The 20,961-nt window shown below is 68.8% G+C and carries 19 protein-coding genes; 4 read left to right on the top strand and 15 right to left on the bottom strand.

Features of this window, described 5'->3' with window-relative positions; translation table 11 throughout:
• Positions 1 to 31 precede the first annotated feature (31 nt).
• Positions 32 to 1,498 carry a glutamate synthase subunit beta gene (locus ACXMYJ_RS06730; protein WP_260755860.1) on the bottom strand — a complete coding sequence of 489 codons (1,467 nt, stop codon included), beginning with the start codon at positions 1,496 to 1,498 and terminating at the stop codon, positions 32 to 34.
• A complete protein-coding gene (gltB, locus tag ACXMYJ_RS06725; RefSeq protein ID WP_460354879.1) occupies positions 1,491 to 6,098 on the bottom strand; it encodes a glutamate synthase large subunit in 4,608 nt (1,535 codons plus the stop codon). Before gltB ends, ACXMYJ_RS06730 begins: the two co-directional genes overlap by 8 nt.
• Positions 6,099 to 6,728: 630 nt before the next feature.
• Here gltB and ACXMYJ_RS06720 point away from each other — a divergent pair.
• Positions 6,729 to 7,529, top strand: coding sequence for a PaaI family thioesterase (locus ACXMYJ_RS06720; RefSeq protein WP_260755862.1), 801 nt, complete (start codon positions 6,729 to 6,731; stop codon positions 7,527 to 7,529).
• Between the two features lie 66 nt (positions 7,530 to 7,595).
• Here ACXMYJ_RS06720 and ACXMYJ_RS06715 read toward each other — a convergent pair whose 3' ends face one another.
• From ACXMYJ_RS06715 to ACXMYJ_RS06680, 8 genes are all read right to left on the bottom strand, one after another.
• The gene (locus ACXMYJ_RS06715; protein WP_260755863.1) at positions 7,596 to 8,144 is read right to left on the bottom strand and encodes a Dps family protein; all 549 of its coding nucleotides are present in this window, start codon (positions 8,142 to 8,144) and stop codon (positions 7,596 to 7,598) included.
• 78 nt (positions 8,145 to 8,222) lie between these two features.
• Positions 8,223 to 9,134, bottom strand: coding sequence for a DNA-3-methyladenine glycosylase family protein (locus ACXMYJ_RS06710; protein ID WP_260755864.1), 912 nt, complete (start codon positions 9,132 to 9,134; stop codon positions 8,223 to 8,225).
• 9 nt (positions 9,135 to 9,143) lie between these two features.
• Complete coding sequence (locus ACXMYJ_RS06705) at positions 9,144 to 9,518, bottom strand: DUF427 domain-containing protein (protein ID WP_260755865.1); 375 nt, start codon at positions 9,516 to 9,518, stop codon at positions 9,144 to 9,146.
• A gap of 15 nt (positions 9,519 to 9,533) precedes the next feature.
• Complete coding sequence (locus ACXMYJ_RS06700; RefSeq protein WP_260755866.1) at positions 9,534 to 10,916, bottom strand: NAD(P)/FAD-dependent oxidoreductase; 1,383 nt, start codon at positions 10,914 to 10,916, stop codon at positions 9,534 to 9,536.
• Between the two features lie 31 nt (positions 10,917 to 10,947).
• Positions 10,948 to 11,742, bottom strand: coding sequence for a class I SAM-dependent methyltransferase (locus ACXMYJ_RS06695; protein WP_460354872.1), 795 nt, complete (start codon positions 11,740 to 11,742; stop codon positions 10,948 to 10,950).
• Positions 11,739 to 12,794, bottom strand: coding sequence for an NAD-dependent epimerase/dehydratase family protein (locus ACXMYJ_RS06690; protein ID WP_460354869.1), 1,056 nt, complete (start codon positions 12,792 to 12,794; stop codon positions 11,739 to 11,741). Before ACXMYJ_RS06690 ends, ACXMYJ_RS06695 begins: the two co-directional genes overlap by 4 nt.
• On the bottom strand, positions 12,791 to 13,297 hold the full coding sequence (locus tag ACXMYJ_RS06685) for a nuclear transport factor 2 family protein (RefSeq protein ID WP_260755868.1): 507 nt from the start codon (positions 13,295 to 13,297) through the stop codon (positions 12,791 to 12,793). Before ACXMYJ_RS06685 ends, ACXMYJ_RS06690 begins: the two co-directional genes overlap by 4 nt.
• A 67-nt stretch (positions 13,298 to 13,364) precedes the next feature.
• Complete coding sequence (locus ACXMYJ_RS06680; protein WP_260755869.1) at positions 13,365 to 13,778, bottom strand: hypothetical protein; 414 nt, start codon at positions 13,776 to 13,778, stop codon at positions 13,365 to 13,367.
• Positions 13,779 to 13,888: 110 nt separating this feature from the next.
• Between ACXMYJ_RS06680 and msrA the strand changes: the two genes are divergently transcribed.
• Positions 13,889 to 14,398, top strand: coding sequence for a peptide-methionine (S)-S-oxide reductase MsrA (msrA, locus tag ACXMYJ_RS06675; RefSeq protein ID WP_260755870.1), 510 nt, complete (start codon positions 13,889 to 13,891; stop codon positions 14,396 to 14,398).
• A 77-nt stretch (positions 14,399 to 14,475) separates the two neighbouring features.
• Here msrA and ACXMYJ_RS06670 read toward each other — a convergent pair whose 3' ends face one another.
• Entirely contained in the window at positions 14,476 to 15,831 is a 1,356-nt protein-coding gene (locus ACXMYJ_RS06670; protein ID WP_260755871.1) for a cytochrome P450, read from the bottom strand.
• A gap of 84 nt (positions 15,832 to 15,915) precedes the next feature.
• Here ACXMYJ_RS06670 and ACXMYJ_RS06665 point away from each other — a divergent pair, with 84 nt between their 5' ends.
• Positions 15,916 to 16,521, top strand: coding sequence for a TetR/AcrR family transcriptional regulator (locus ACXMYJ_RS06665; RefSeq protein ID WP_260755873.1), 606 nt, complete (start codon positions 15,916 to 15,918; stop codon positions 16,519 to 16,521).
• A 3-nt stretch (positions 16,522 to 16,524) separates the two neighbouring features.
• On the opposite strand, the gene ACXMYJ_RS06660 is transcribed toward ACXMYJ_RS06665, so the two are convergent.
• On the bottom strand, positions 16,525 to 17,094 hold the full coding sequence (locus ACXMYJ_RS06660; RefSeq protein WP_260755874.1) for a TetR/AcrR family transcriptional regulator: 570 nt from the start codon (positions 17,092 to 17,094) through the stop codon (positions 16,525 to 16,527).
• A 64-nt stretch (positions 17,095 to 17,158) separates the two neighbouring features.
• Here ACXMYJ_RS06660 and ACXMYJ_RS06655 point away from each other — a divergent pair, with 64 nt between their 5' ends.
• Positions 17,159 to 17,860 carry a class I SAM-dependent methyltransferase gene (locus ACXMYJ_RS06655; protein WP_260755875.1) on the top strand — a complete coding sequence of 234 codons (702 nt, stop codon included), beginning with the start codon at positions 17,159 to 17,161 and terminating at the stop codon, positions 17,858 to 17,860.
• Here the strand turns inward: ACXMYJ_RS06655 and ACXMYJ_RS06650 are convergent.
• The 3 genes from ACXMYJ_RS06650 to ACXMYJ_RS06640 are packed head-to-tail and all read right to left on the bottom strand — an operon-like array spanning position 17,857 to position 20,868.
• Positions 17,857 to 18,921 carry a prenyltransferase gene (locus ACXMYJ_RS06650; protein ID WP_260755876.1) on the bottom strand — a complete coding sequence of 355 codons (1,065 nt, stop codon included), beginning with the start codon at positions 18,919 to 18,921 and terminating at the stop codon, positions 17,857 to 17,859. The two genes, ACXMYJ_RS06655 and ACXMYJ_RS06650, sit on opposite strands and share 4 nt — an antisense overlap.
• Positions 18,914 to 19,639, bottom strand: coding sequence for a class I SAM-dependent methyltransferase (locus ACXMYJ_RS06645; protein ID WP_260755877.1), 726 nt, complete (start codon positions 19,637 to 19,639; stop codon positions 18,914 to 18,916). The genes ACXMYJ_RS06650 and ACXMYJ_RS06645 overlap by 8 nt, the downstream gene beginning before the upstream one ends.
• A complete protein-coding gene (locus ACXMYJ_RS06640) occupies positions 19,633 to 20,868 on the bottom strand; it encodes a glycosyltransferase family 4 protein (protein ID WP_260755878.1) in 1,236 nt (411 codons plus the stop codon). Before ACXMYJ_RS06640 ends, ACXMYJ_RS06645 begins: the two co-directional genes overlap by 7 nt.
• Positions 20,869 to 20,961: the final 93 nt, after the last annotated feature.

Raw genomic sequence — 20,961 nt, 5'->3', positions numbered from 1 at the left:
ACCGCAAGATGTTACGAAATTGCGATCTCGCCTACCGCTGCGGAGCAGCCGTCGGCTTGATCGGCGCCGGCAGCGCGGAGTTGCCCATGAGGTAGCGGTCCACCGCGGCGGCCGCCGCGCGGCCCTCGGCGATGGCCCACACGATCAGCGACTGACCGCGGCCCATGTCACCGGCGACGTACACGCCGGGCACCGACGTCGCGAACGCGTCGTTACGGGTGACGTTGCCGCGCTCGTTGATCTCCACCCCGAGGTCGGTCAGCAGGCCTTCGCGCTCCGGGCCGGTGAAGCCCATCGCCAGCAACACCAGATCGGCGTCCATCCGGAAGTCCGTGCCGTCGACCTTCTCGAACTTCCCGGCGTTCATCACGACCTCGTGGCCGCGCAGGCCGGTCACCCGGCCGTCCTCGCCGACGAACTCCTCGGTGTTGACCGAATAGACGCGCTCGCCGCCCTCTTCGTGCGCCGAGGTCACTCGGTACATGAGCGGGTAGGTGGGCCACGGCGTGGAGTCGGCACGGGTCTCCGGCGGCCTGGGCATGATCTCGAACTGGTGCACGCTCACCGCACCCTGCCGGTGCGACGTGCCGAGGCAGTCGGCACCGGTGTCACCACCACCGATGATGATCACCTTCTTGCCCTTCGCGGTGATCGGAGGCTGACCGTCGGCATCGACCACCGGGTCGCCGAGCTGCACCCGGTTGGCCCACGGCAGGTACTCCATCGCCTGGTGGATGCCGTCGAGTTCCCGCCCCGGGATCGGCAGATCGCGGCGCGCGGTCGCGCCACCGGCGAGCACCACCGCGTCGAACTCCGAACGCAGTTGCGCCGCGGTGATATCCACCCCGACGTTGACGCCGGTGCGGAACTCGGTGCCCTCGGCGCGCATTTGGTCGAGGCGCCGGTCGATGTGGCGTTTCTCCATCTTGAACTCGGGGATGCCGTAGCGCAGCAGGCCGCCGATGCGGTCGTCGCGCTCGAACACCGTCACCTGGTGGCCGGCCCGGGTCAACTGCTGCGCGGCGGCCAGTCCCGCAGGACCGGACCCGATCACGGCGACCGTCTTGCCGGTCAGCTTGGTGGGCGGCAATGGGACCACCCAGCCCTCGCCGAAGGCGTTGTCGATGATCTCGACTTCGACCTGCTTGATGGTGACGGGGTCCTGGTTGATGCCCAGGACGCACGAGCCCTCGCACGGGGCCGGGCACAGCCTTCCGGTGAACTCCGGGAAATTGTTGGTGGCGTGCAGCCGCTCGATCGCGTCGCGCCAGCGGCCGGTGCGCACCAGGTCGTTCCACTCCGGGATGAGGTTACCCAGTGGACATCCGTTGTGACAGAACGGAATACCGCAGTCCATACAGCGGCCGGCCTGCGCCTTGAGCGTGTCGTGGGAGAAGTCCTCGTAGACCTCTTTCCAGTCCTTCAGACGCAGGTCCACCGGACGCCGCTTCGGCGTCTCGCGCTCGGTGATCTTCAGAAAGCCGCGGGGGTCAGCCATTTGCGGCCGCCATGATCGCCTCGGCGACACCGTTCTCGTCAGCGCCCTGCGCTTCGGCGTCGGCGATCGCAGCCAGCACACGCTTGTAGTCGCGCGGCATGACCTTCTTGAAGTTGCGCACTTCTGATTCCGATCCGTTCCATCCCGCCAGGATCCGTTGCCCCACCGTGGAATCGGTGGCGTCGACGTGTGCCTGGATCATGTCTCGGACGAAGACGGCGTCTTCGGAATCGACACCGCCCATGTCCTCGAGTTCCACCATCTCGGCGTTGAGATTCTCGGCCAGCGTGTCGTCGGGGTCGTACACGTAGGCGATACCGCCCGACATGCCCGCCGCGAAGTTGCGACCCGTGGGGCCGAGGATGACCACGCGGCCACCGGTCATGTACTCGCAGCCGTGGTCGCCGACTCCCTCGACCACCGCGTGGGCGCCCGAGTTGCGGACCGCGAAGCGCTCGCCGACCTGGCCGCGCAGGAACATCTGCCCGCTGGTGGCACCGAACAACAGCACGTTGCCGGCGATGATGTTGTCTTCTGCCGCATAGTCGCCCGGCGCGTTGTCGGACGGCCGCACCACCACCCGGCCGCCGGACAGGCCCTTGCCCACATAGTCGTTGGCATCACCGTAGACGCGCAGAGTGATTCCTCTGGGCAGGAACGCGCCGAAGCTGTTGCCCGCCGACCCCTCGAAGGTGATGTCGATGGTGCCGTCCGGAAGCCCTTGCCCGCCATAGGCCTTGGTGACCTCGTGGCCGAGCATGGTGCCGACGGTGCGGTTGACGTTGGCGATCGTAGTAGAAAAGCGAACAGGGGAACCGGCATCCAGAGCCTCGCGGCACTGCACGATCAACTGCTGATCGAGCGCCTTGTCCAGACCATGGTCCTGGCGCGAGCTGCAGTACAGGTCCTGGTTCATGAACGCCGACTCCGGCTCGTGCAGCACCGGCGACAGGTCCAGCTTGTGGGCCTTCCAGTGCTCGGCGGCCTGCGTGGTGTCCAGCGCCCCGACCTGACCGACCATTTCGTTGACGGTGCGGAAACCCAACTGCGCCATAAGTTCCCGCACCTCTTCGGCGATGAAGAGGAAGAAGTTCTCGACGAACTCCGGCTTGCCGTTGAACCGCTGGCGCAGCAGCGGGTTCTGCGTGGCCACCCCCACCGGGCAGGTGTCGAGGTGGCAGACGCGCATCATGATGCATCCGGCCACCACCAGCGGCGCTGTCGCGAAACCGAACTCCTCGGCACCCAGCAGCGCGGCGATGACCACGTCACGGCCGGTCTTGAGCTGACCGTCTACCTGCACGACGATGCGGTCGCGAAGACCATTGAGCAGCAACGTCTGTTGCGTTTCGGCCAGACCGAGCTCCCAGGGTGCACCGGCGTGCTTCATCGACGTCAGCGGGGTCGCGCCGGTGCCGCCGTCGTGTCCGGAGATCAACACCACGTCGGCGTGCGCCTTGGAGACGCCGGCGGCGACGGTGCCGACCCCGTTCTCCGACACCAGCTTCACGTGCACCCGGGCCTGCGGGTTGGCGTTCTTCAGATCGTGGATCAGCTGTGCGAGATCCTCGATGGAATAGATGTCGTGATGCGGCGGCGGCGAGATCAGGCCGACACCCGGCGTGGAGTGCCGCACCTCGGCCACCCACGGGTACACCTTGTGTCCGGGCAACTGCCCGCCCTCACCGGGCTTGGCGCCCTGGGCCATCTTGATCTGGATGTCGGTGCAGTTGGTCAGGTAGTGACTCGTCACGCCGAACCGGCCCGACGCCACCTGCTTGATCGCACTGCGGCGCCAGTCACCGTTCTCGTCGCGGTCGAACCGTGCCACGGACTCGCCGCCCTCACCCGAGTTCGACCGCCCGCCGAGCCGGTTCATCGCGATCGCGAGGGTTTCGTGGGCTTCCGCCGAGATCGAGCCGTAGCTCATCGCGCCGGTCGAGAAGCGCTTGACGATCTCGGTGGCCGGCTCGACCTCCTCCGGCGGCACCGGCGGCCGCTGGCCGTCGCGGAACTTCAGCAGGCCGCGCAGCGAGGCCATCCGCTCGCTCTGGTCGTCGACGAGCTCGGTGTACTCCTTGAAGATCGAGTACTGCCCCGTGCGGGTGGAGTGCTGCAGCTTGAACACGGTGTCCGGGTTGAAGAGGTGGTACTCGCCCTCGCGGCGCCACTGGTATTCGCCGCCGACCTCGAGTTCGCGGTGCGCCCGCGCGTCGGGGCGGTCCAGGTAGGCGATCGCGTGCCGGGCAGCGACGTCGTCGGCGATGTCGTCGAGATCGATGCCGCCGACCGGGCAGGTCAGGCCGGTGAAGTACTCGTCGAGCACCTTCTGGCTGATTCCGATGGCCTGGAACAGCTGGGCACCGGTGTACGACGCGAGCGTGGAGATGCCCATCTTGGACATCACCTTCAGCACACCCTTGCCTGCGGCTTTGACGTAGTTGGCCTTGGCCTCGTCGCTGCTGATATCCGAGATCACGCCGCGGTCGACCATGTCCTCGATGGACTCGAAGGCCATGTAGGGGTTGATGGCCGCGGCGCCGAAGCCGACCAGGCAGGCCATGTGGTGCACCTCGCGCGCGTCGCCGGCCTCGACGACGAGACCGACCTGGGTGCGGGTGCGCTCACGCACCAGGTGGTGGTGCACCGCGGACACGCTGAGCAGCGACGGGATCGGCGCCAACTGTTCGTTGGACTCGCGGTCGGACAGCACGATGATGCGGGCGCCCTCGCGGATCGCGGCCGAGACCTTGGCCCGCACGTTGTCGAGGGCCTCCTTGAGGCCCTGACCGCCCCGGTTCACCGGGTACAGACAGCGGATGACGGCCGCGCGCATCCCGTGCTTGTGGCCGCGGACCTCGTGGTCGGGGTCGACGCAGATGAGCTTCGACAGCTCGGCGTTACGCAGGATCGGCTGCTGCAGCACGATCTGGCGGCACGATTCCGGACCGGGGTTGAGCAGGTCGCCCTCCGGACCCACCGCACCTTGCAGGCTGGTGACGACCTCCTCGCGGATGGCGTCCAGAGGGGGGTTGGTGACCTGGGCGAACAACTGCTGGAAGTAGTCGTAGAGCATCCGCGGGCGCGCCGACAGCACCGCGATGGGGGTGTCGGTGCCCATCGAGCCCAGTGCCTCGGCGCCGGAACGCGCCATCGGGGCGATGAGCAGGTTCAGTTCCTCGTAGGTGTAACCGAACGCCTGCTGGCGCAGCACCACGCGATGGTGCGGCATCCGGACGTAGTCGCCCGGCGGCAGTTCGTCGAGCTTGAACAGCCCGGCGTCGAGCCACTCCTGGTACGGGTGCTCGGCGGCCAGCTGGGCCTTGATCTCCTCGTCGGAGACGATCCGGCCCTGCGCGGTGTCGACGAGGAACATCCGGCCGGGCTGCAGACGCATCTTCTTGACCACGGTGCTGGGGTCGATGTCGAGCACGCCGGCCTCCGAGGCCATCACGACCAGGCCGTCGGCCGTGACCCAGATCCGCGACGGGCGCAGACCGTTGCGGTCCAGCACCGCGCCGATCACGGTGCCGTCGGTGAAGCACACCGAGGCGGGGCCGTCCCACGGCTCCATCAGCGAGTCGTGGAACTCGTAAAACGCCCGGCGGGCCGGGTCCATGCTCTCGTGCCGTTCCCAGGCCTCCGGGATCATCATCAGCATCGCGTGCGGCAGGCTGCGGCCGCCGAGGTGCAACAGTTCGAGCACCTCGTCGAAACGTGCGGTGTCCGACGCCCCGGGAGTGCAGATCGGGGTGACCTTCTCCAGGTCGTGGCCCCCGAAGATGTCGGTCTTGATCAACGCCTCGCGGGCCCGCATCCAGTTCTCGTTGCCGGTGACGGTGTTGATCTCGCCGTTGTGCGCCACCCGGCGGAAGGGGTGGGCCAGCGGCCACGACGGGAAGGTGTTGGTGGAGAACCGCGAGTGCACGATGCCCAGCGCACTGGTGAGCCGCTCATCCTGCAGGTCCAGGTAGAACGCCTTGAGCTGCGGCGTGGTGAGCATGCCCTTGTAGACGAACGTCTGACCGGACAGGCTTGGGAAGTAGACCGTTTCCCGGCCGGGTCCGTCCTGACCGGGGCCCTTGGTGCCGAGCTCGTGCTCGGCCCGCTTGCGCACCACATACGCCCGGCGCTCCAGGTCCATTCCGGTCGCGCCGCCGAGGAACAATTGCCGGAACGTCGGCATCGCGTCGCGGGCCAACGCCCCGAGCGACGAATCGTCGGTGGGCACGTCGCGCCAGCCGAGCACAGCCAGCCCCTCGGCCTCGGCGATCTTCTCGACCGCGGCGCAGGCGGTGGCGGCGTCCTTGGACGACTGCGGCAGGAATGCGATGCCGGTCGCGTAGCTGCCCGGCTCGGGCAGGTCGAAGTCGCAGACCGCTCGGAAGAACTCGTCGGGGACCTGCAGCAGGATGCCGGCGCCGTCGCCGGTGTTGGGTTCGGCGCCCTGCGCACCACGGTGTTCGAGGTTCAGCAGCGCCGTAATCGCCTTCTCCACGATGTCGCGGCTGCGGCGGCCGTGCATATCGGCCACCATCGCCACGCCGCAGGCGTCGTGCTCGAATGCCGGGTCGTAAAGCCCTTGACGACTGGGAGCCATTCCCACCTACCTCTATATGCACGCGTCTCGGCGGAGAGTTACGGACGGCAACCGTGGACGAGAGCGTTAGCCGGTTCTGCGATGGGGGCGCCTTCGTGCAGCACTGAACGACGGCCCTTTTTCCCATGCGCCACAAGTGCTCAAAACGATATGACAAAGGGCCCCTGACATGCCAACTTAGCCCTACCTAACAACGTTCGCCGGGTGCTCCCCGGTCACGGACAGCGAATTCTCAGGTCACAACTGAATAACGTTGCTGCGCCGCTATTTTCGGCTGCAATCACCGCGGGGGCGGCCAGTGCGAACTGGATCACATCTGGGGCGCCACTGCGATGTAACTTTGCTGAGCTACCCAGCAAGGTGCCCCTGCGCTGCATCGATGAGTGTAGATATCTTTGCGCAAAGCCTTTCCGGATTCTTAGGAAACTCGATCCGCCGGCCGGACGGCCCTGTCCGCCGCCGGCAAACTCACCCGCCGGCGGGCCACATCTGCACGCCGACCCCCTCGGCACTGAAAGGCCCTGGGCGCCAACATCTTCGGCAATCCCAGAATGGACGTCAGTTCCGGGCCGACGTTCTCATATACCCCGCAGGGGTATGAGTGCGCGCCCCGGCGGTCAAGCTGCAAGTGTGCCGTATCCGCTGAACACGCCACTGGGTCGCTTCGGGATCGAGACGGCCGAGGAGCACAGCGACCGCTGCGTCGCGTCCATCCCGGCCGCCGGTCTGGTCAACCCGCTGACCGGTGCCGCCACCACCGCTCCGGTGGCGATGCTGGTCGACCACGCCGGCGGGCTGATCAACCACGCGCGCCGCAGTCCCCGGGAGTGGACGGTGTCCAGCGAACTGTCCCTCGAACTGGTGCCCGAGGCCGCCGACATCATCGCGGCGGCGCCCGGGCGCGACGTGGTCGCGGTGGCCACGCCGCTGGGCCGCAAGGGGCTGGTCGCGCTGAGCGTGTGCGAACTGAGCGTGGGCGCCGAGGTGATCGCCACCGCGACGGTCCGGTCGTTCTACATCACCGTGCCGGACACCTTGGCCCCGTGGCCGGACGGGCCGGGCGGAACGCTGCCGGGTCCCCGCCTGGATCAGCTGATGGCGGTCAGTGTCGGCGAATCCGGTGGCACGACAGCGGTTTTGGTCCAGGGTGATGACCCGGTGCTGAACAACAGTGTCGGAGCGGTGCACGGCGGTGTGGCGTCGATGGGACTGGAGTTGGTCGGCAACGCCGCGGTGAACCATGGCACGCTGCACGAGTACCGCACCGCGTCACTGCGGGTGAACTTCCTGCGGCCCTTCCACGGCGGCGAACAGTCGCACTACCGGGCCGAGGCCAGCCACACCGGGCGCAGCAGCGCCGTGGCCGACGCCCGTGCGGTGGGGCGCGACGGCCGGACCGCCATCGCGGCCCGCCTGACCGCCTACCGGTGAGCGCCGCCGGGGAACCCGTCGCCCACCCGGTGCGAGGCGACGTGCTCCCCGGCGGCAGTCGCGGCGTTACGAGTTCTTCTTGGCCTTCGACGCCGCGGACTTCTCCGTCTCGGCGCCTTCGTTGACCAACTGCCCCCCGGAGTTCTCCAGGTGCGCCCGGACGAACCACTGGAACTTCTCCAGCTCGGCGGCATGGCCGATCAGCATGTCCTCGGACACCGGGTCGAGTTCCCCGAGTCGCTCGATGCTCTTGCGGGTGTCCTCGATGACGCCCACGTAGACCAGATCGAGTGCGGCCAGGTGCGCCTGCACGGTGTCGCGGTTGACCGAGTAGTCATCCCAGGTGCGGTCGTTGATGATCGCGCCGGGGGTACCCAGCGGCGACTGCCCCAGCGCGGCGATACGCTCGGCAGCCTCGTCGGCGTAGCCGCGCACCAGCTCGACCTGCGGGTCGATCATCTCGTGGACGCCGATGAAGTTGGGCCCCACCACATTCCAGTGGACGTGTTTGAGGGTCAGGTGAAGGTCGTTATACCTGCTGAGCGCTTTCTGCAGCAGCTCGGCGACTTCGGCCCCCTGCTTGTCGGTCAGGCCGGGAACGGTGAACGCAGTCATTACTTGCTCCTTCGCACGATCGACTGTCCCGCCCCGTGTACCCGGTGTGTGGGTAGGTAACCACAAGTGACGCGAAGGTCACAGATCGGCCAGGCGCGGAATCGACAGGCGCGGGCCGAAGCGCGGTTTGAACGCCAGACCGCTGACTTCGAGCAGCCGCACGGCGCGGTGCCGGTGCGGTCGCATGGGTTCGAGCAGGTCGATCATCTGCGGGTCGTCGATCGGGCGGCCCAGCAGAGTCCAGCCGACCACCTTGGCCAGGTGGTAGTCGCCGACGGAGAGCGCGTCGGCGTCTCCGAATGCCCGTTGAGCGGTCTCGGCGGCGGTCCAGATGCCGACCCCGGGCAGCGACATCATCGCGGTGCGGGCCGCCTCGGCGGGCCGGCCGACCAGCCGCTCCAGGGCGTCGGCGCGTTGCGCACAGCCGACGACGGTGCGCGCCCGGCCGGGGTCGACGTTGGCGAGGTGGAATTCCCACGACGGGACGCGCCGCCAGACGTCCGCGGACGGCGGCACCCGCATGTGTTCGGGCGCGGGGCCGGGGGCGGGCGAGCCGTAGCGGGTCACCAACCGGCGCCACGACCCGAATGCGTCCTTGCCGACGACCCGCTGTTCCAGGACGGCCGGGATGAGCGCCTCCAGCACCCGGCCGGTGCGGCCCAGCCGCAGGTGCGGCGCCTTGCGCAGGGCGGCGGCGACCGTGGGTTCCTGCGGATCGAATCCCGAGGTGTCGTCGTCGGCGCCCAGCAGGGCGGACAGCGTGTCGGCGAACTCCGCACCGCCGGGACCCCACGCTTCGCAGTCGACGACGCCGGGCGCGCCGCGACTGAGCCGCGCGGTGACCGCGCCGCTGCGCATCAGGCTGGTCCGCCAGATCGCTCCGTCGGGCGCGTCGTGGTAGCACGGGTCGCCCCGGCCGCGGCGCAGCGGAGACAGTGTCCAGCCGAGATTGACGGGGCCGGCGAACGCGACGCTGGCCGAAATCCGCATCACGTCAGCCTAGGGGTCGACGGTGACATCGGCCTTGTCCGCGTAGAAGGCGACGTGACCGGCGATCTGCGCGACGGCGGGGTACGGCTCGCGGTAGGTCCACACCGCGTCCGGCACGGTCTGGCCGCCGGCGACGATGTCGTAGTAGCCGGCGTCGCCCTTGTACGGACAGTAGGTCGCGGTGCCGCTGGGACGCAGCCGGTCGGCCGCCACATCGGCCAACGGTATGTACTGCACCGCAGGGTAGGACGCCTCCTGCAACGTGAAGGCGGCATCGGTTTCGGCGATGACCTCACCGTTGACCCGGACCACGACGTGGCGGCCGGTAGGTACGACGGTGATGGGATGGGCCGGCGAGGGTTCGCGGACGGGTCGGTCGGTCATGTCACCATTGAACGCTCAGTGCGGGCGGCCGGCGATCCTGTCCGCCACCACCGCGATGGGCGAGGTGCGCCTGGTGCCGCGAGCCTCGTGCCAGTCGGCGGCCCGGTAGGTCAGGTACATGCCGCGCACGCCCAGCCAGCGCAGCGGCTCCGGTTCCCAGTTCTTCGCGCGGTGACCGACCCAGGGCAGCGCGGTCAGTTCCGACTCGCGGCCGCACACCAGGTCGGTCAGCGTGCGCGCGGCGAGGTTGGTCGCGGTGACGCCGTGCCCGACGTAGCCGCCGGCCCAGCCCAGCCCGGTCGAGCTGTCGAAGTCGACGGCCGCCTCCCAGTCGCGGGGGACGGCCAGCACACCGCACCAGCCGTGCGCGATCGGCACGTGGGACACCTGTGGCAGCACGGCCCTCAGGGTCGCGGCGAGGCGCGCGATGGTGCGTTCGGGCACCCGCCCGTCCCGGTCGGTGCGGGATCCGAACCGGTAGGGCACGCTGCGCCCGCCGATCGCGATGCGGTCGTCGACGGTGCGCTGGGCGTAGAAGAACCCGTGCGCGAGGTCGCCGAGGGTCTCCCGGCCGTGCCACCCGATGGTGTCCCAGAGCTCTGCGGGAATCGGGTCCGTCGCGATCATCGAACTGTTCATGGGCAGCCACCGCCGCTTCAGACCCGGCAAGCCGGCGGTGAAGCCCTCGGTGGCCCGCAGCACCACCCCGGCGTTCACCGCGCCCCACGGCGTGGCGGCGCGGCCCGGTCGGATCTCGGTGACCGGGGACCGCTCGTGGATGACCACGCCGAGCCGTTCAGCGGCGTCGGCCAGGCCGCGCACCAGGTGCGCCGGCTGGATCCGGGCGCAGTGCGGGTTGTGGTAGGCGGCGACCACGCCGTCGAGCCGGATCCGTCGGGCTGCTTCGGGTGCGGTCAGCGCTTCGACACCGTCGACCTGCCAGCGACGTTCGGCGTCCAGCGCCGCGGCCAGTCGGGTGGCCTGCGCGGCGTTGCGGGCCACCTCCAAGGTGCCGCCCTTGACGATGCCGGCGTCGATGCCTTCCCGGTCGGCGACGCCGATCACCTCGTCGACGGCGTCGTTGAGCGCGCGCTGCCACGCGATCACCCCGTCGCGGCCATACCGGTGCGCCATGCGCTCACGGTCGCCGGGAACCAGACCCGACAGCCATCCGCCGTTGCGCCCTGACGCCCCGTACCCGGCGAAGCGCGCCTCCAGCACGACCACGCGCAGCGACGGGTCCGCGCGCTTGAGGTAGTACGCGGTCCACAGGCCGGTGTAGCCGGCGCCGACGATGCAGACATCGGCGTCCCGGGTCCCCGGCAGCGGCGCGCGGCTGATCGGCAGTCCGTCGAACCAGTGGGACACGTGGCCGTTCACCGGCAAGCGAGTGAGCACCGACAGATTGTCGCAGCAGTGCGCTGCGCGCTCAGAACGCGTAGCGGTGAAACTGCGCCATCGTCCGCACGCCGGGAATCCGGTTCATCGCCGCGCCCAGCACCCGGTAGAAGGCCGGGACACGTGCGAACGCGTCCGATTCGAACACCGGAACCCATTGCAACAGACGCGTTCCCGGTACGGACTCGAGGATGTCGGCCGGCCCGTTGATCGCCCAGTACAGCGTGGAGCCGGAGCGGCGGACCACCGCATTGGACCACTGGAGCTTGATCCCCAGCCAGTTGAACGCGTCGAATTGCAGTTCGCCGGACGGGAACCGGTCGACCACCCGCCTCAGCAACGCGATGCCGTCGGTGTCGCGAAGGTACATGGTCAGCCCCTCGCCGAGCACCAGCGTCGGCCTGTCATCGGCGATGCCGGCAAGCCACGCCGGGTCGGTGACCGACGCTGCCACGACGAAGCGCTTCCGCAGCGCCGCCACCTGCGGGTAGTCGATGTCGTACCAATCGACGCCGTCGCCCGGCGCGATACGAAAGTAGCGGCTGTCCAGACCGCACCCGAGGTGAAGCACCACCGCGTCAGGGCGCTCGGAGAGGAATTGCCTTGCCCAACAGTCGAAGTGCGCCGAACGCAGGGTGACCGACGGGGCGTTGCGGGTGGTGATCGTCGTCGTCTTCCAGTCGTAGTCGATCTGGCCGACGATGTCTGCGGCCCAGGTGTCGTTGAGCACCGAGCCGGGACTGTCAGCATCGAGCGCCTTGGCGTACAGCGTCGCCAGCATCGTCTGGGGCGCACCGCGCAGGTCGACGCGCAGCTTGTCGGTCACCCGGTGACTCGGGCCTGCTTGGCTCGCCGCAGGCCGACCCAGAACTTCGCCGCCTCCCGGATCGGCTCTTCGACCGGTCCGGGCCGCCAACCGAGTTCGTCTCGCGCCTTGCTGCAGTCGACCGGCGCCTCGGCGCGCATCAGGCGCAGCGAGCCCAGCGAGAGCCGTTCGTCGGTGCGCTGCAGCCGGGCCTTCACGCTGCCCAGCGCCGCCATCGCGTACGACAGCGGCAGCGGAATCGACCTCGTCGGCGCCGGCACCCCGGCCGCCTCGGCGGCGATCCGCACCACCTCGGCGTTGGAGATCATCTTCTCCGAGATCAGGTAGCGCTCCCCGACACGGCCCTTCTCGGCGGCCAGCACCAGCGCTGCGGCCGCGTCGTCGACGCCCACGGCTTCCAGCTCGATGCCACTCATCACGAAGGGCAGCTTCCCGTAGGCCGCACCGGCGATGATCGCCCCGTGCGGGGTGCGGCCCCAGTCGCCGGCGCCGTAGGTGGTGGATACGCACATCGCCACCGCCGGCAGTCCCTGTTCCCGCGCGTACGCCATGACCAGGTTCTCGGCCTGCACCCGCGAGCGGACGTACGGGGTCAGGCGGGTGAGTTCACGGTCGCCGAGCACGTCGGCCTCGGTGGCCACCGTCCCGCGGCGGCGCCCGACGGTCACGTAGCTGCTGGTGAACACGAACTTCTTCAGCCCCGCCGCGACGGCCGGTTCGACGGCGATGTCGAGCACGTTGCGGGTGCCGTCGACGTTGGTGCGGAACAACGGCGCCGGGTCCCGCAGCCAGCCGCGGGTGTCCACGACGCAGTAGTACACCACCTCACACCCGGTCATCGCGCTGCGCACCACCTCGTCGTCCCAGATGTCCCCGACGAAGCGGGTCACGTCCAGATCGTCGATGCCGACGGTGTTGGCGCCGTCGCGCACCATCACCCGCACCCGGTGACCGTCGGCGACGAGCCGGCGGGTGACGTGGCTGCCGAGGTAGCCGTTGGCGCCGATGACGAGCACCGGGGCCGGCGGTGCGACAGCAGACGGTCCGGTCATCGGGCGCCGCCGTACTTGGCCATCCACTCCGCCGCGACGTCGGGCAACGTGCCGAGTTCCTCTGCCTTCCGGCACCATTTCACCGTCGCCGCCACGAACCGCAGCGGGTTGTACACGTCTTCCTGCCGTTGCCACCTGCCGTCGCCGGCGTAGGTCAGGATCGAGATGTTGGTGGCGCTGATGACGGTGCCGTCACCGGGATCGCGCATCGGGTTGTCGAGCTCGCAGATGATCCTGCCCGTGCCTTCGTCGATGACGCTCCACCGCGACGGGAACGACGTCATGTAGCTGCCGGGAAACGACTCCATGGTGCGCCAAATCCACGGCCGCACCTCCTCGCGGCCGCGCATCGTCCCGGCCGCGTGCTCGATGTAGAGGACGTCGTCGGTGTACTGGTCAACCCACGGATCCCAGTCCCTGGTCCGCGCCGCCCGGTCGACCGTCTTCTCGAATTCGGTGAACGCCGCGACGAGTTCGTCCCGGGTGAAAGTGTTGGCCGCCACACCCCGAAATAGAACACGTTCTAGCGGCCGTTGTCGAGGGCCTGTCGAGGGCTTGTCCAGGGCCGCGTCAGGTCACGCTGAGCACGCGCCGCGCGCCGAGCGGTTGCTCCAGGGGCACGTCGAGCGCGCCGAACAGCGCGATCGCGATGCAGGCCCGGTCGACGGCCTGAGGCAGGGTGCCGGTGCGCAGGTCGACGAGCACCTCGTCGGTGTTCTCCTGCACCGTCGCGGTGACGCCGTAGCACTGCGGGGTGCCGCTGGTGAAGTGCAGCCGCACCGCCCGTTCGTCGGGGAGCCGGCTCCAGGACTGCGGCCGCGTGGGGTAGGCGTGCACGATCGCCGGGTCGTCGGCGAACATCGCCGCAGGGGTGCCGGGCGGTGTCTCGGGGACCGCGACCGGCGCAGCCGGCTCAGCGGAGGCCGGCCCGGCAAGCGTCAGCAGAATCGCCCACAGGACCGTCACCGCCGCGAGGACACGCATCCTGCAGAGGATAGCCACCGGCGGCTGCGGCCGGACTAAACGCGGTGCGCGCCCCGTTTTACCCGCGCGCAGTACCGTGGATTATCCGAAGCGACCGAAGAGGAGCAGGCGTGAGCGACTACAAGCGAGCCGTACTGGCGGGCGGGTGCTTCTGGGGCATGCAGGACCTGATCCGCAAGCAGCCCGGCGTCGTGTCCACGAGAGTGGGCTACACGGGCGGGCAGAACGACCATCCGACCTACCGCAATCATCCCGGGCACGCCGAGGCGATCGAGATCGTCTACGACCCCACCCAGACCGACTACCGCGCGCTGCTGGAGTTCTTCTTCCAGATCCACGACCCGACCACGAAGAACCGGCAGGGCAACGACGTCGGCACGAGCTACCGGTCGGAGATCTTCTACGTCGACGAGGAGCAGCGCCAGATCGCGCTGGACACCATCGCCGACGTCGACGCGTCAGGTCTGTGGCCCGGCAAGGTCGTCACCGAAGTCAGTCCGGCGCCGGACTTCTGGGAGGCCGAGCCCGAGCACCAGGACTATCTGGAGCGCTACCCGAACGGCTACACCTGCCACTTCCCGCGGCCCGGCTGGAAGCTGCCCCGGCGCGCTCAGGTTTAATTCACGGCACGCCGTGGCGGTTTAATTCACGGCACGCCGTGGCGGTTTAATTCACGGCACGCCGTGGCGGTCTGATTTCACGCCGGGCCCGTCCGACGGCGGCGCATGACCACTCGCCCGCCGTCGGCGGGCGTGTACGCCACTCCCCGCGAGTGCATCTTCTCCCCCGGCGCGGCGGTCGTCTCGATCTCGAAGTGCTGCAACACCGTTCGCAGCACCACATCCATCTCGACGTTGGCGAACACCGCCCCCACGCAGCGCCGGGTGCCGCCGCCGAAGGGCAGGTGCGCGAAAGTGGGAGGGCGCTGGCCCAGGAACCGCCGCGGGTCGAAGCGCTCGGGATCCGGGAAGTCGTCCGAGCGGTGATGTACCTGACCGATGGCGACGACGATCGAATAGCCGCGCGGGATCACCCACTCGCCGAGCTCGAAGGTCGGCGAGTAGACGTGGCGGCCGGCGAAGTCGATCACGGTGCGCGCACGCTGGATCTCCAGAATGGTCGCCTGCCGGTACTCGTTGCCGCCGCTGTCCACCTCGGCCATGAGTTCGGCCAGCACCTCGGGGTGACGGCTGATGCGCTCGAACGCCCAGCCCAGGGTCGCCGCGGTGGTCTCGTGCCCGGCGGCCAGCAGGGTCAGCAGCTCGTCACCGATGTCCTGCCGCGACATCGTCGAGCCGTCCTCGTAGGTGCTGCGCAGCAACAGCGCCAGGATGTCATCGCGGGTGCCGAAATTCGGGTCGGCCTGCACGGCGTCGATCAGCCGGCCGATGACCTCGTCGTAGCGGCGCCGGTAGGCGGCCAGCCGGCCCCACGGGCTGAAACGTCCGTACGTGCGTTGCGGGGTCGGCAGGACCGCCAGGCGCGAACCGAGCGTGACCCATGGCGGGATGATCCGGCGCAACTCGTCGAGGTGCGCGCCGTCGGCGCCGAACACCGCCCGCAGGATCGCGTTCAGGGTGATCCGCATCATCGGCTCGAGCGTCTCGAACGGTTGGCCCTCCGGCCAGTCGGCGGCCTCCCGCAGCGTCTCCTCTTCGAAGATCCGCTCGTAGTTCTTGATGCTCTTGCCGTGGAACGGCGGGGTGAGCAACTTGCGCCGCCTGCGGTGGTCGGCGCCGTCGAGGGCGAACACCGAACCCGAACCCAGCACGCGGGACAGATTGGGTTGGATGTTGCCGACGTCGTCGGTGTTGGCCATGAACAGCTGCTTGGCCAACGCCGGATCGGTCACCATCACCGTCCGGCCGAACACCGGCAAGGTCATGGTGAATACGTCACCGTAGCGGCGCACGATCTGCGCCACCGTCCACTGCCGGGACAGCGAAAATCCAACCGCCTGAAGAACTTTCGGTATCCGCGGGGTGGGTGGCAGCCGCACCGGCCGGCCGGCCGCCGCGGTCGAGTGGTCTGCGGTGATGGTCGCTTCGCTCATCGGACTCCCCGGTGACGGCGCTGGTACTTCTGTGTACCACGGTGTAATACGGTACGGTACCGGTTGGTACCACAGGCTGCAAGGGTGAAGACGAAAGTGACGATTCCGGTTCCGGTCAGCCGCGACGCGTCGGTGACCGACCGACTGCTCGATGGATTGACGTCGTCCATCGTCGAACGCGGATACCGCGACAGCACGGTCGCCGATGTCGTGCGGCATGCCCGCACCTCCAAGCGCACGTTCTACGAACAGTTCGCGAGCAAGGAAGAGTGCCTCATCGAGTTGTTGCGCCGCAACAACGCCGACCTGATCGCCCACATCCGGGCGACCGTCCAACCGGATGTGGACTGGCAGCAGCAGATTCGGCAAGCCGTGGACGCCTACGTCGAACACATCAGTGCGCGCCCGGCGATCACACTGTGCTGGATCCGGGAAGCCCCCGCGCTCGGCGCGGCCGCGCGTCCCCTGCATCGTCAGGTGATGCGTGACCTGACCGGGCTGCTGGTGTCGCTGACGAGCAACCCTGGGTTCCAGCGGGCCGGGATCGTGCCGATCGCCTCGCCGATGGCGGTCCTGCTGCTCGGCGGACTGCGGGAGCTCACCGCCCTTTTCGTCGAGGACGGACGCGACGTGCACGGCATCGCCGACACCGCGGTCGCCGCGGCCACCGCACTGGTCGGCACGCGCTGACTGTCAGGCCAGCATCAATCGCGCCGACTTCTCCAGCTTCGCCACGATCTCGGAGTACGACGCGTACCCCATGCCGGCGCGCACCAGTGCGCCCGAATAGAGCATCTCCAGCGCATCGATGACGTCGGGATCGGTGCCGGCTCCCAGCGCCGCCGACAAGCGGTCCCGGATGTCGCGGCCGATGCGCAACCGCAGCACCTCGACGTCCGGATCCTTGCCGAGCAGCGCGGTGGTCACCGCCCCGGCGAAGTCCGGGTCGTCGGCGACGAGCGACGAGATGTGCCCGAGTACCGCGGTAACCCGGGCGGCGGGGTCATCCGACCCGTGCTCGACCTCTGGCGAAGCGGCCAGCCGGCGCCAGAACACCTCGGCGACAAGATGTTCCTTGGACGAGAAGTAGGTGTAGGCCGTGGCGGACCCGACACCGGCCTCGGCGGCCACCCGGCGCACGGTCAGGGCCGCATATCCGTGCCGTGTGAGCAGTTCGACCGCGGCACGCCCCAAGCGGTCCACCGTGTCGGCCTGCCGGGCCGTCAGGCGACGCCGAGTCGACTCCAGAGCCGGATCGGACACATGTCCGGACGCTACTACAACCAGGGGTCAACCACTAGGGGCCGGTGGCGGTAAGTTGGGCACGATGAGTGACACGACGGCGAGCCGTCCAGCCGGCACCGACTCCGCGCTTCCGCCTGCCGCGGCAGCCCTTTTCGAGCTCGCGGAACAGGTCACCGGGTTCATGCCCGCCGACGAGGGGCGCGCCCTCTATGACACCGCCCTGCAGTACCTCGCCGACAGCGTCGGGGTCGAAATCGGCACGTACTGCGGCAAGTCCACGGTCATGCTGGGCGCCGCGGCACAGCAGACCGGAGGCCTGATCTACACCGTCGACCACCATCACGGATCCGAGGAACATCAGGCCGGGTGGGAGTACCACGACGCGACCCTGGTCGATCCGGTCACCGGACTGTTCGACACGCTGCCGACACTGCGCCACACGCTCGACGCCGCGGGGCTCGACGAGCACGTCGTGGCCGTCGTCGGACGCTCCCCGGTGGTGGCCCGCGGCTGGGGAACACCGCTGCGGTTGCTGTTCATCGACGGTGGGCACACCGAGGAGGCCGCCAACCGCGACTTCGACGGGTGGGCCCGCTGGGTGGCCGTGGGCGGCGCACTGGTCATCCATGACGTGTTTCCCGATCCGGCCGACGGCGGTCAGGCCCCGTTCCTCATCTACCGGCGCGCCCTCGACAGCGGCGACTTCCGGGAGGTTCGGGCCACCGGGTCGATGCGGGTACTCGAGCGGATCTGCGGGCAACCCGGAACCCTGGGCGCCGACTAGCGTCCGCTGGTCGCGCACGCACAATCGTATTGACCCTCAAGACCTTTCGGCAGATCGGCGCCTCGGAAGATGCCGGCGGCCGGCGTGGTGGACGACAACGCGTCGGCGGCCAGGATCACCGCCGCCCCCGTCCAGGTGGTGCGCTCGACCGGCCAGCGCTTGCCGTCCTCGTACACCAGACCGGTCCAGTAGGACCCGTCCTCCTCGCGCAGATGATGCATCGCGGCGAACTGCTCGTAGGCGCGCGCCCTGTCCCCCATCGCCTCCAAAGCCAGGACCAACTCACAGGTTTCGGCGCCGGTCACCCATGGCCGGTCGTCGACGCAACGAATGCCCAGACCGGGCACCACGAAGTCGTCCCACCGCCCGTTGATGCGCGCGTGCGCCCTCGGGCCGCGCAGTGCGCCGCCGAGCACCGGGTAGTACCACTCCATCGACCAGCGGTCCTTGGTGACGAACCGGTCCGGGTGCTCGGCGATCGCATGACCGAGACGGCCGACCGCGACCTCCCACTCGGGCTGCGAGTCGTCGACGTAGTCGGCAAGGGCCAACGCGCAGCGGATGCTGTGGTAGATGCTCGCGCACCCGGTCAGCAGCGCCTCGTCAGCGTCACCGGAAGGTCCTCGCGCCCAAGCGATCTCACCGGTGCCGAACTGCAATTCGAGGACGAAGTCGATGGCCCTGGCCACCACCGGCCACATGGTCTCGGCGAACGCGCGGTCGCCGGTGACCAGCACGTGGTGCCACACGCCGGTGGCGATGTACGCGCAGAAGTTGCTGTCGCTGTTGGCGTCCTCGACCACCCCGTTGCGGAGCTGGATCGGCCAGCTGCCATCCGGACGCTGGGCGGTGCGGGACCATTCGAACGCCGCGCGGGCGGGTTCCAGCAGGCCCGCCACGGTGAGCGCCATGGCGTTCTCGATGTGGTCCCACGGATCGGTGTGCCCGCCGACCGACCACGGGATCGCACCACTGGACTCCTGCGTCGCAGCGATCGACTCAGCGGTCTGCCGACATTGGGCCGGCGTGAAGACGCCCGGCACACCGGGGACGTCATGCATCGGCAGCAGGGGGCTTTCTGAAGTAGAGAGCGACACTCTTGCCGATCAGCGGGTTGAGCGCCGCCTCGGCCGCCCGGGTGAGCCACGGCCGGCCCATCATATCCCACACCAGCAGCTTGTGATACGCGGTCACCGCCGGGTGATCGTTCTTCTCGGTTCCCACAGCGCATTTGAGCCACCAGTACGGCGAATGCAGCGCATGGGCGTGATGGGTGAAAGTGAGCTCCAGGCCGTGAGCGAGCACCTTGTCGCGGAGCTCGTCGGCCCGGTAGATGCGGATGTGGCCGCCCTCGTTGGCGTGATACTCGTCCGACAACGCCCAGCAGATCCGCTCGGGCAGCCAACGCGGCACGGTGATCGCCAGTGCGCCTCCCGGTTTGAGCACACGCACCAGCTCGGCGATGGCACGGTCATCCTCGGGGACGTGCTCGAGGATCTCCGAGGCGATGACGCAGTCGAATGTGCCGTCCGGGTAGGGCAGGTCGAGGGCGTCGCCCTTGACGGCCTCCCCCCTGGCGGTGGCCGGCGCCTCGCCCTCGTCCTTCATCGCCTGCAGGATCTGGTCGACGTCGTTGAGGTCCGAGGCGTTCTGGTCGAACCCGATCACGTCGGCTCCGCGCCGGAACGCCTCGAACGTGTGGCGGCCGGCGCCGCAGCCGACGTCGATCACCTTGGTTCCGGCGCCGACGCCGAGCCGGTCGAAGTCCACGGTCAGCATGTCGTGACCCTCTCACAGGCTCGGTCGTACACCGCGACAGTCTGTGCGGCAACGGATTCCCAGCTGAACACCTCGAGCGCACGCCGGCGGCCGTTGTCGCCGAGGCGCCGGAGTTCCAGAGGCGAGTCGAGCAGGTCGCCGAGCACGGAGGTGAGTTCGTCGACGTCGGCGGGTGTCACCAGCCGCGCGCACTCCCCATCGGTGCCCACCACCTCGGGCAGGGCCCCGGCGCGGCTGGCCACGATCGGGGTGCCACTGGCCATCGCCTCCACCGCCGGCAACGAGAACCCTTCGTACAGCGAAGGGATGCAGGCGACTTCGGCGGAGGCCAGCAGACCGGCCAGTTCGGAGTCGCTCAGCCCGCTGGAGATGTGCACGATGTCGGAGATGCCGAGCTCGGCGATCAGCTTCTCGGTGGGGCCGTTGGGCTCGAGCTTGGCGACCAGCTGCAGCTCCAGATCGCGCTCGATGCGCAGTTTGGCCACCGCGTGCAGCAGGTGGCTGACGCCCTTGAGCGGCACGTCGGCACTGGCGATCGCGATCACCCGGTTGCGAACCCGCTGCCGGCCGGGCTGGAACAACTGGGTGTCCACGCCGAGCGGGACCACATGCAGCTGATCCGGATCGACAGCGAAGTCCTCGGCGATGTCGGCGGCCGAGGTCGACGACACGGTCAACAGTTCCGGGATCCGGCGCGCGACCTGCTTCTGCATCTCCGCGAAGCCGTACCAACGGCGCACCAGCGGCTTGCGCCACCACGCGGCCGCCGCGACGTCGACCACCTTGTCGCGGGTGATCGGGTGGTGCACGGTGGCCACCACGGGCAGGCCGGAGGCCGCGATGTCGAGCAGACCGGTGCCCAGACACTGGTTGTCGTGCACAACGTCGAAGTCGTCGCGGCGCTCGGCCAGCAGGCGCGCGACGCGCATGCTGAACGTCTTGGGCTCCGGGAAGCCGGCAGTCCAGGTCGTCAGCAGCTCCTGCAGATCGATGCTGGTCTTGATCTCACTGGGCCGCGGGATGCGGAACGGGTCCGGTTCGCGGTAGAGGTCGAGGCTTGGCACCTTCGTCAGCCGGACGCGCGGGTCCAGCCCCTCGGGGTAGGGCTGACCGGAGAACACCTCGACGTCGTGGCCGAGTTCGACGAGACCGCGGCTCAGATGGCGGACATAGACACCCTGGCCGCCACAGTGGGTCTTGCTCCGATACGACAGCAGTGCGATACGCATGGTCAGCTCACAGATCCCGGAGAGCGGCCCCGACGTGGGCGAATCGTCTGGCGCAAGAAACCCGAACCCTCCTGGACATGTGTCCAGACTATA

It is taken from the genome of Mycobacterium sp. ZZG, from assembly GCF_054786995.1.
This window is presented reverse-complemented; position numbering and strand designations above follow the sequence as displayed.

Excerpts from the sequence above, each read along its gene's own strand:
- ACXMYJ_RS06650 (WP_260755876.1), bottom strand. The coding sequence starts at position 18,921 with ATGCATGACGTCCCCGGTGTGCCGGGCGTCTTCACGCCGGCCCAATGT.
- ACXMYJ_RS06715 (WP_260755863.1), bottom strand. The coding sequence starts at position 8,144 with ATGACTGCGTTCACCGTTCCCGGCCTGACCGACAAGCAGGGGGCCGAA.
- ACXMYJ_RS06730 (WP_260755860.1), bottom strand. The coding sequence starts at position 1,498 with ATGGCTGACCCCCGCGGCTTTCTGAAGATCACCGAGCGCGAGACGCCG.
- ACXMYJ_RS06655 (WP_260755875.1), top strand. The coding sequence starts at position 17,159 with ATGAGTGACACGACGGCGAGCCGTCCAGCCGGCACCGACTCCGCGCTT.
- ACXMYJ_RS06645 (WP_260755877.1), bottom strand. The coding sequence starts at position 19,639 with ATGCTGACCGTGGACTTCGACCGGCTCGGCGTCGGCGCCGGAACCAAG.
- gltB (WP_460354879.1), bottom strand. The coding sequence starts at position 6,098 with ATGGCTCCCAGTCGTCAAGGGCTTTACGACCCGGCATTCGAGCACGAC.
- ACXMYJ_RS06680 (WP_260755869.1), bottom strand. The coding sequence starts at position 13,778 with ATGCGTGTCCTCGCGGCGGTGACGGTCCTGTGGGCGATTCTGCTGACG.
- ACXMYJ_RS06670 (WP_260755871.1), bottom strand. The coding sequence starts at position 15,831 with ATGAGCGAAGCGACCATCACCGCAGACCACTCGACCGCGGCGGCCGGC.
- ACXMYJ_RS06710 (WP_260755864.1), bottom strand. The coding sequence starts at position 9,134 with ATGCGGATTTCGGCCAGCGTCGCGTTCGCCGGCCCCGTCAATCTCGGC.
- ACXMYJ_RS06690 (WP_460354869.1), bottom strand. The coding sequence starts at position 12,794 with ATGACCGGACCGTCTGCTGTCGCACCGCCGGCCCCGGTGCTCGTCATC.
- ACXMYJ_RS06705 (WP_260755865.1), bottom strand. The coding sequence starts at position 9,518 with ATGACCGACCGACCCGTCCGCGAACCCTCGCCGGCCCATCCCATCACC.
- ACXMYJ_RS06640 (WP_260755878.1), bottom strand. The coding sequence starts at position 20,868 with ATGCGTATCGCACTGCTGTCGTATCGGAGCAAGACCCACTGTGGCGGC.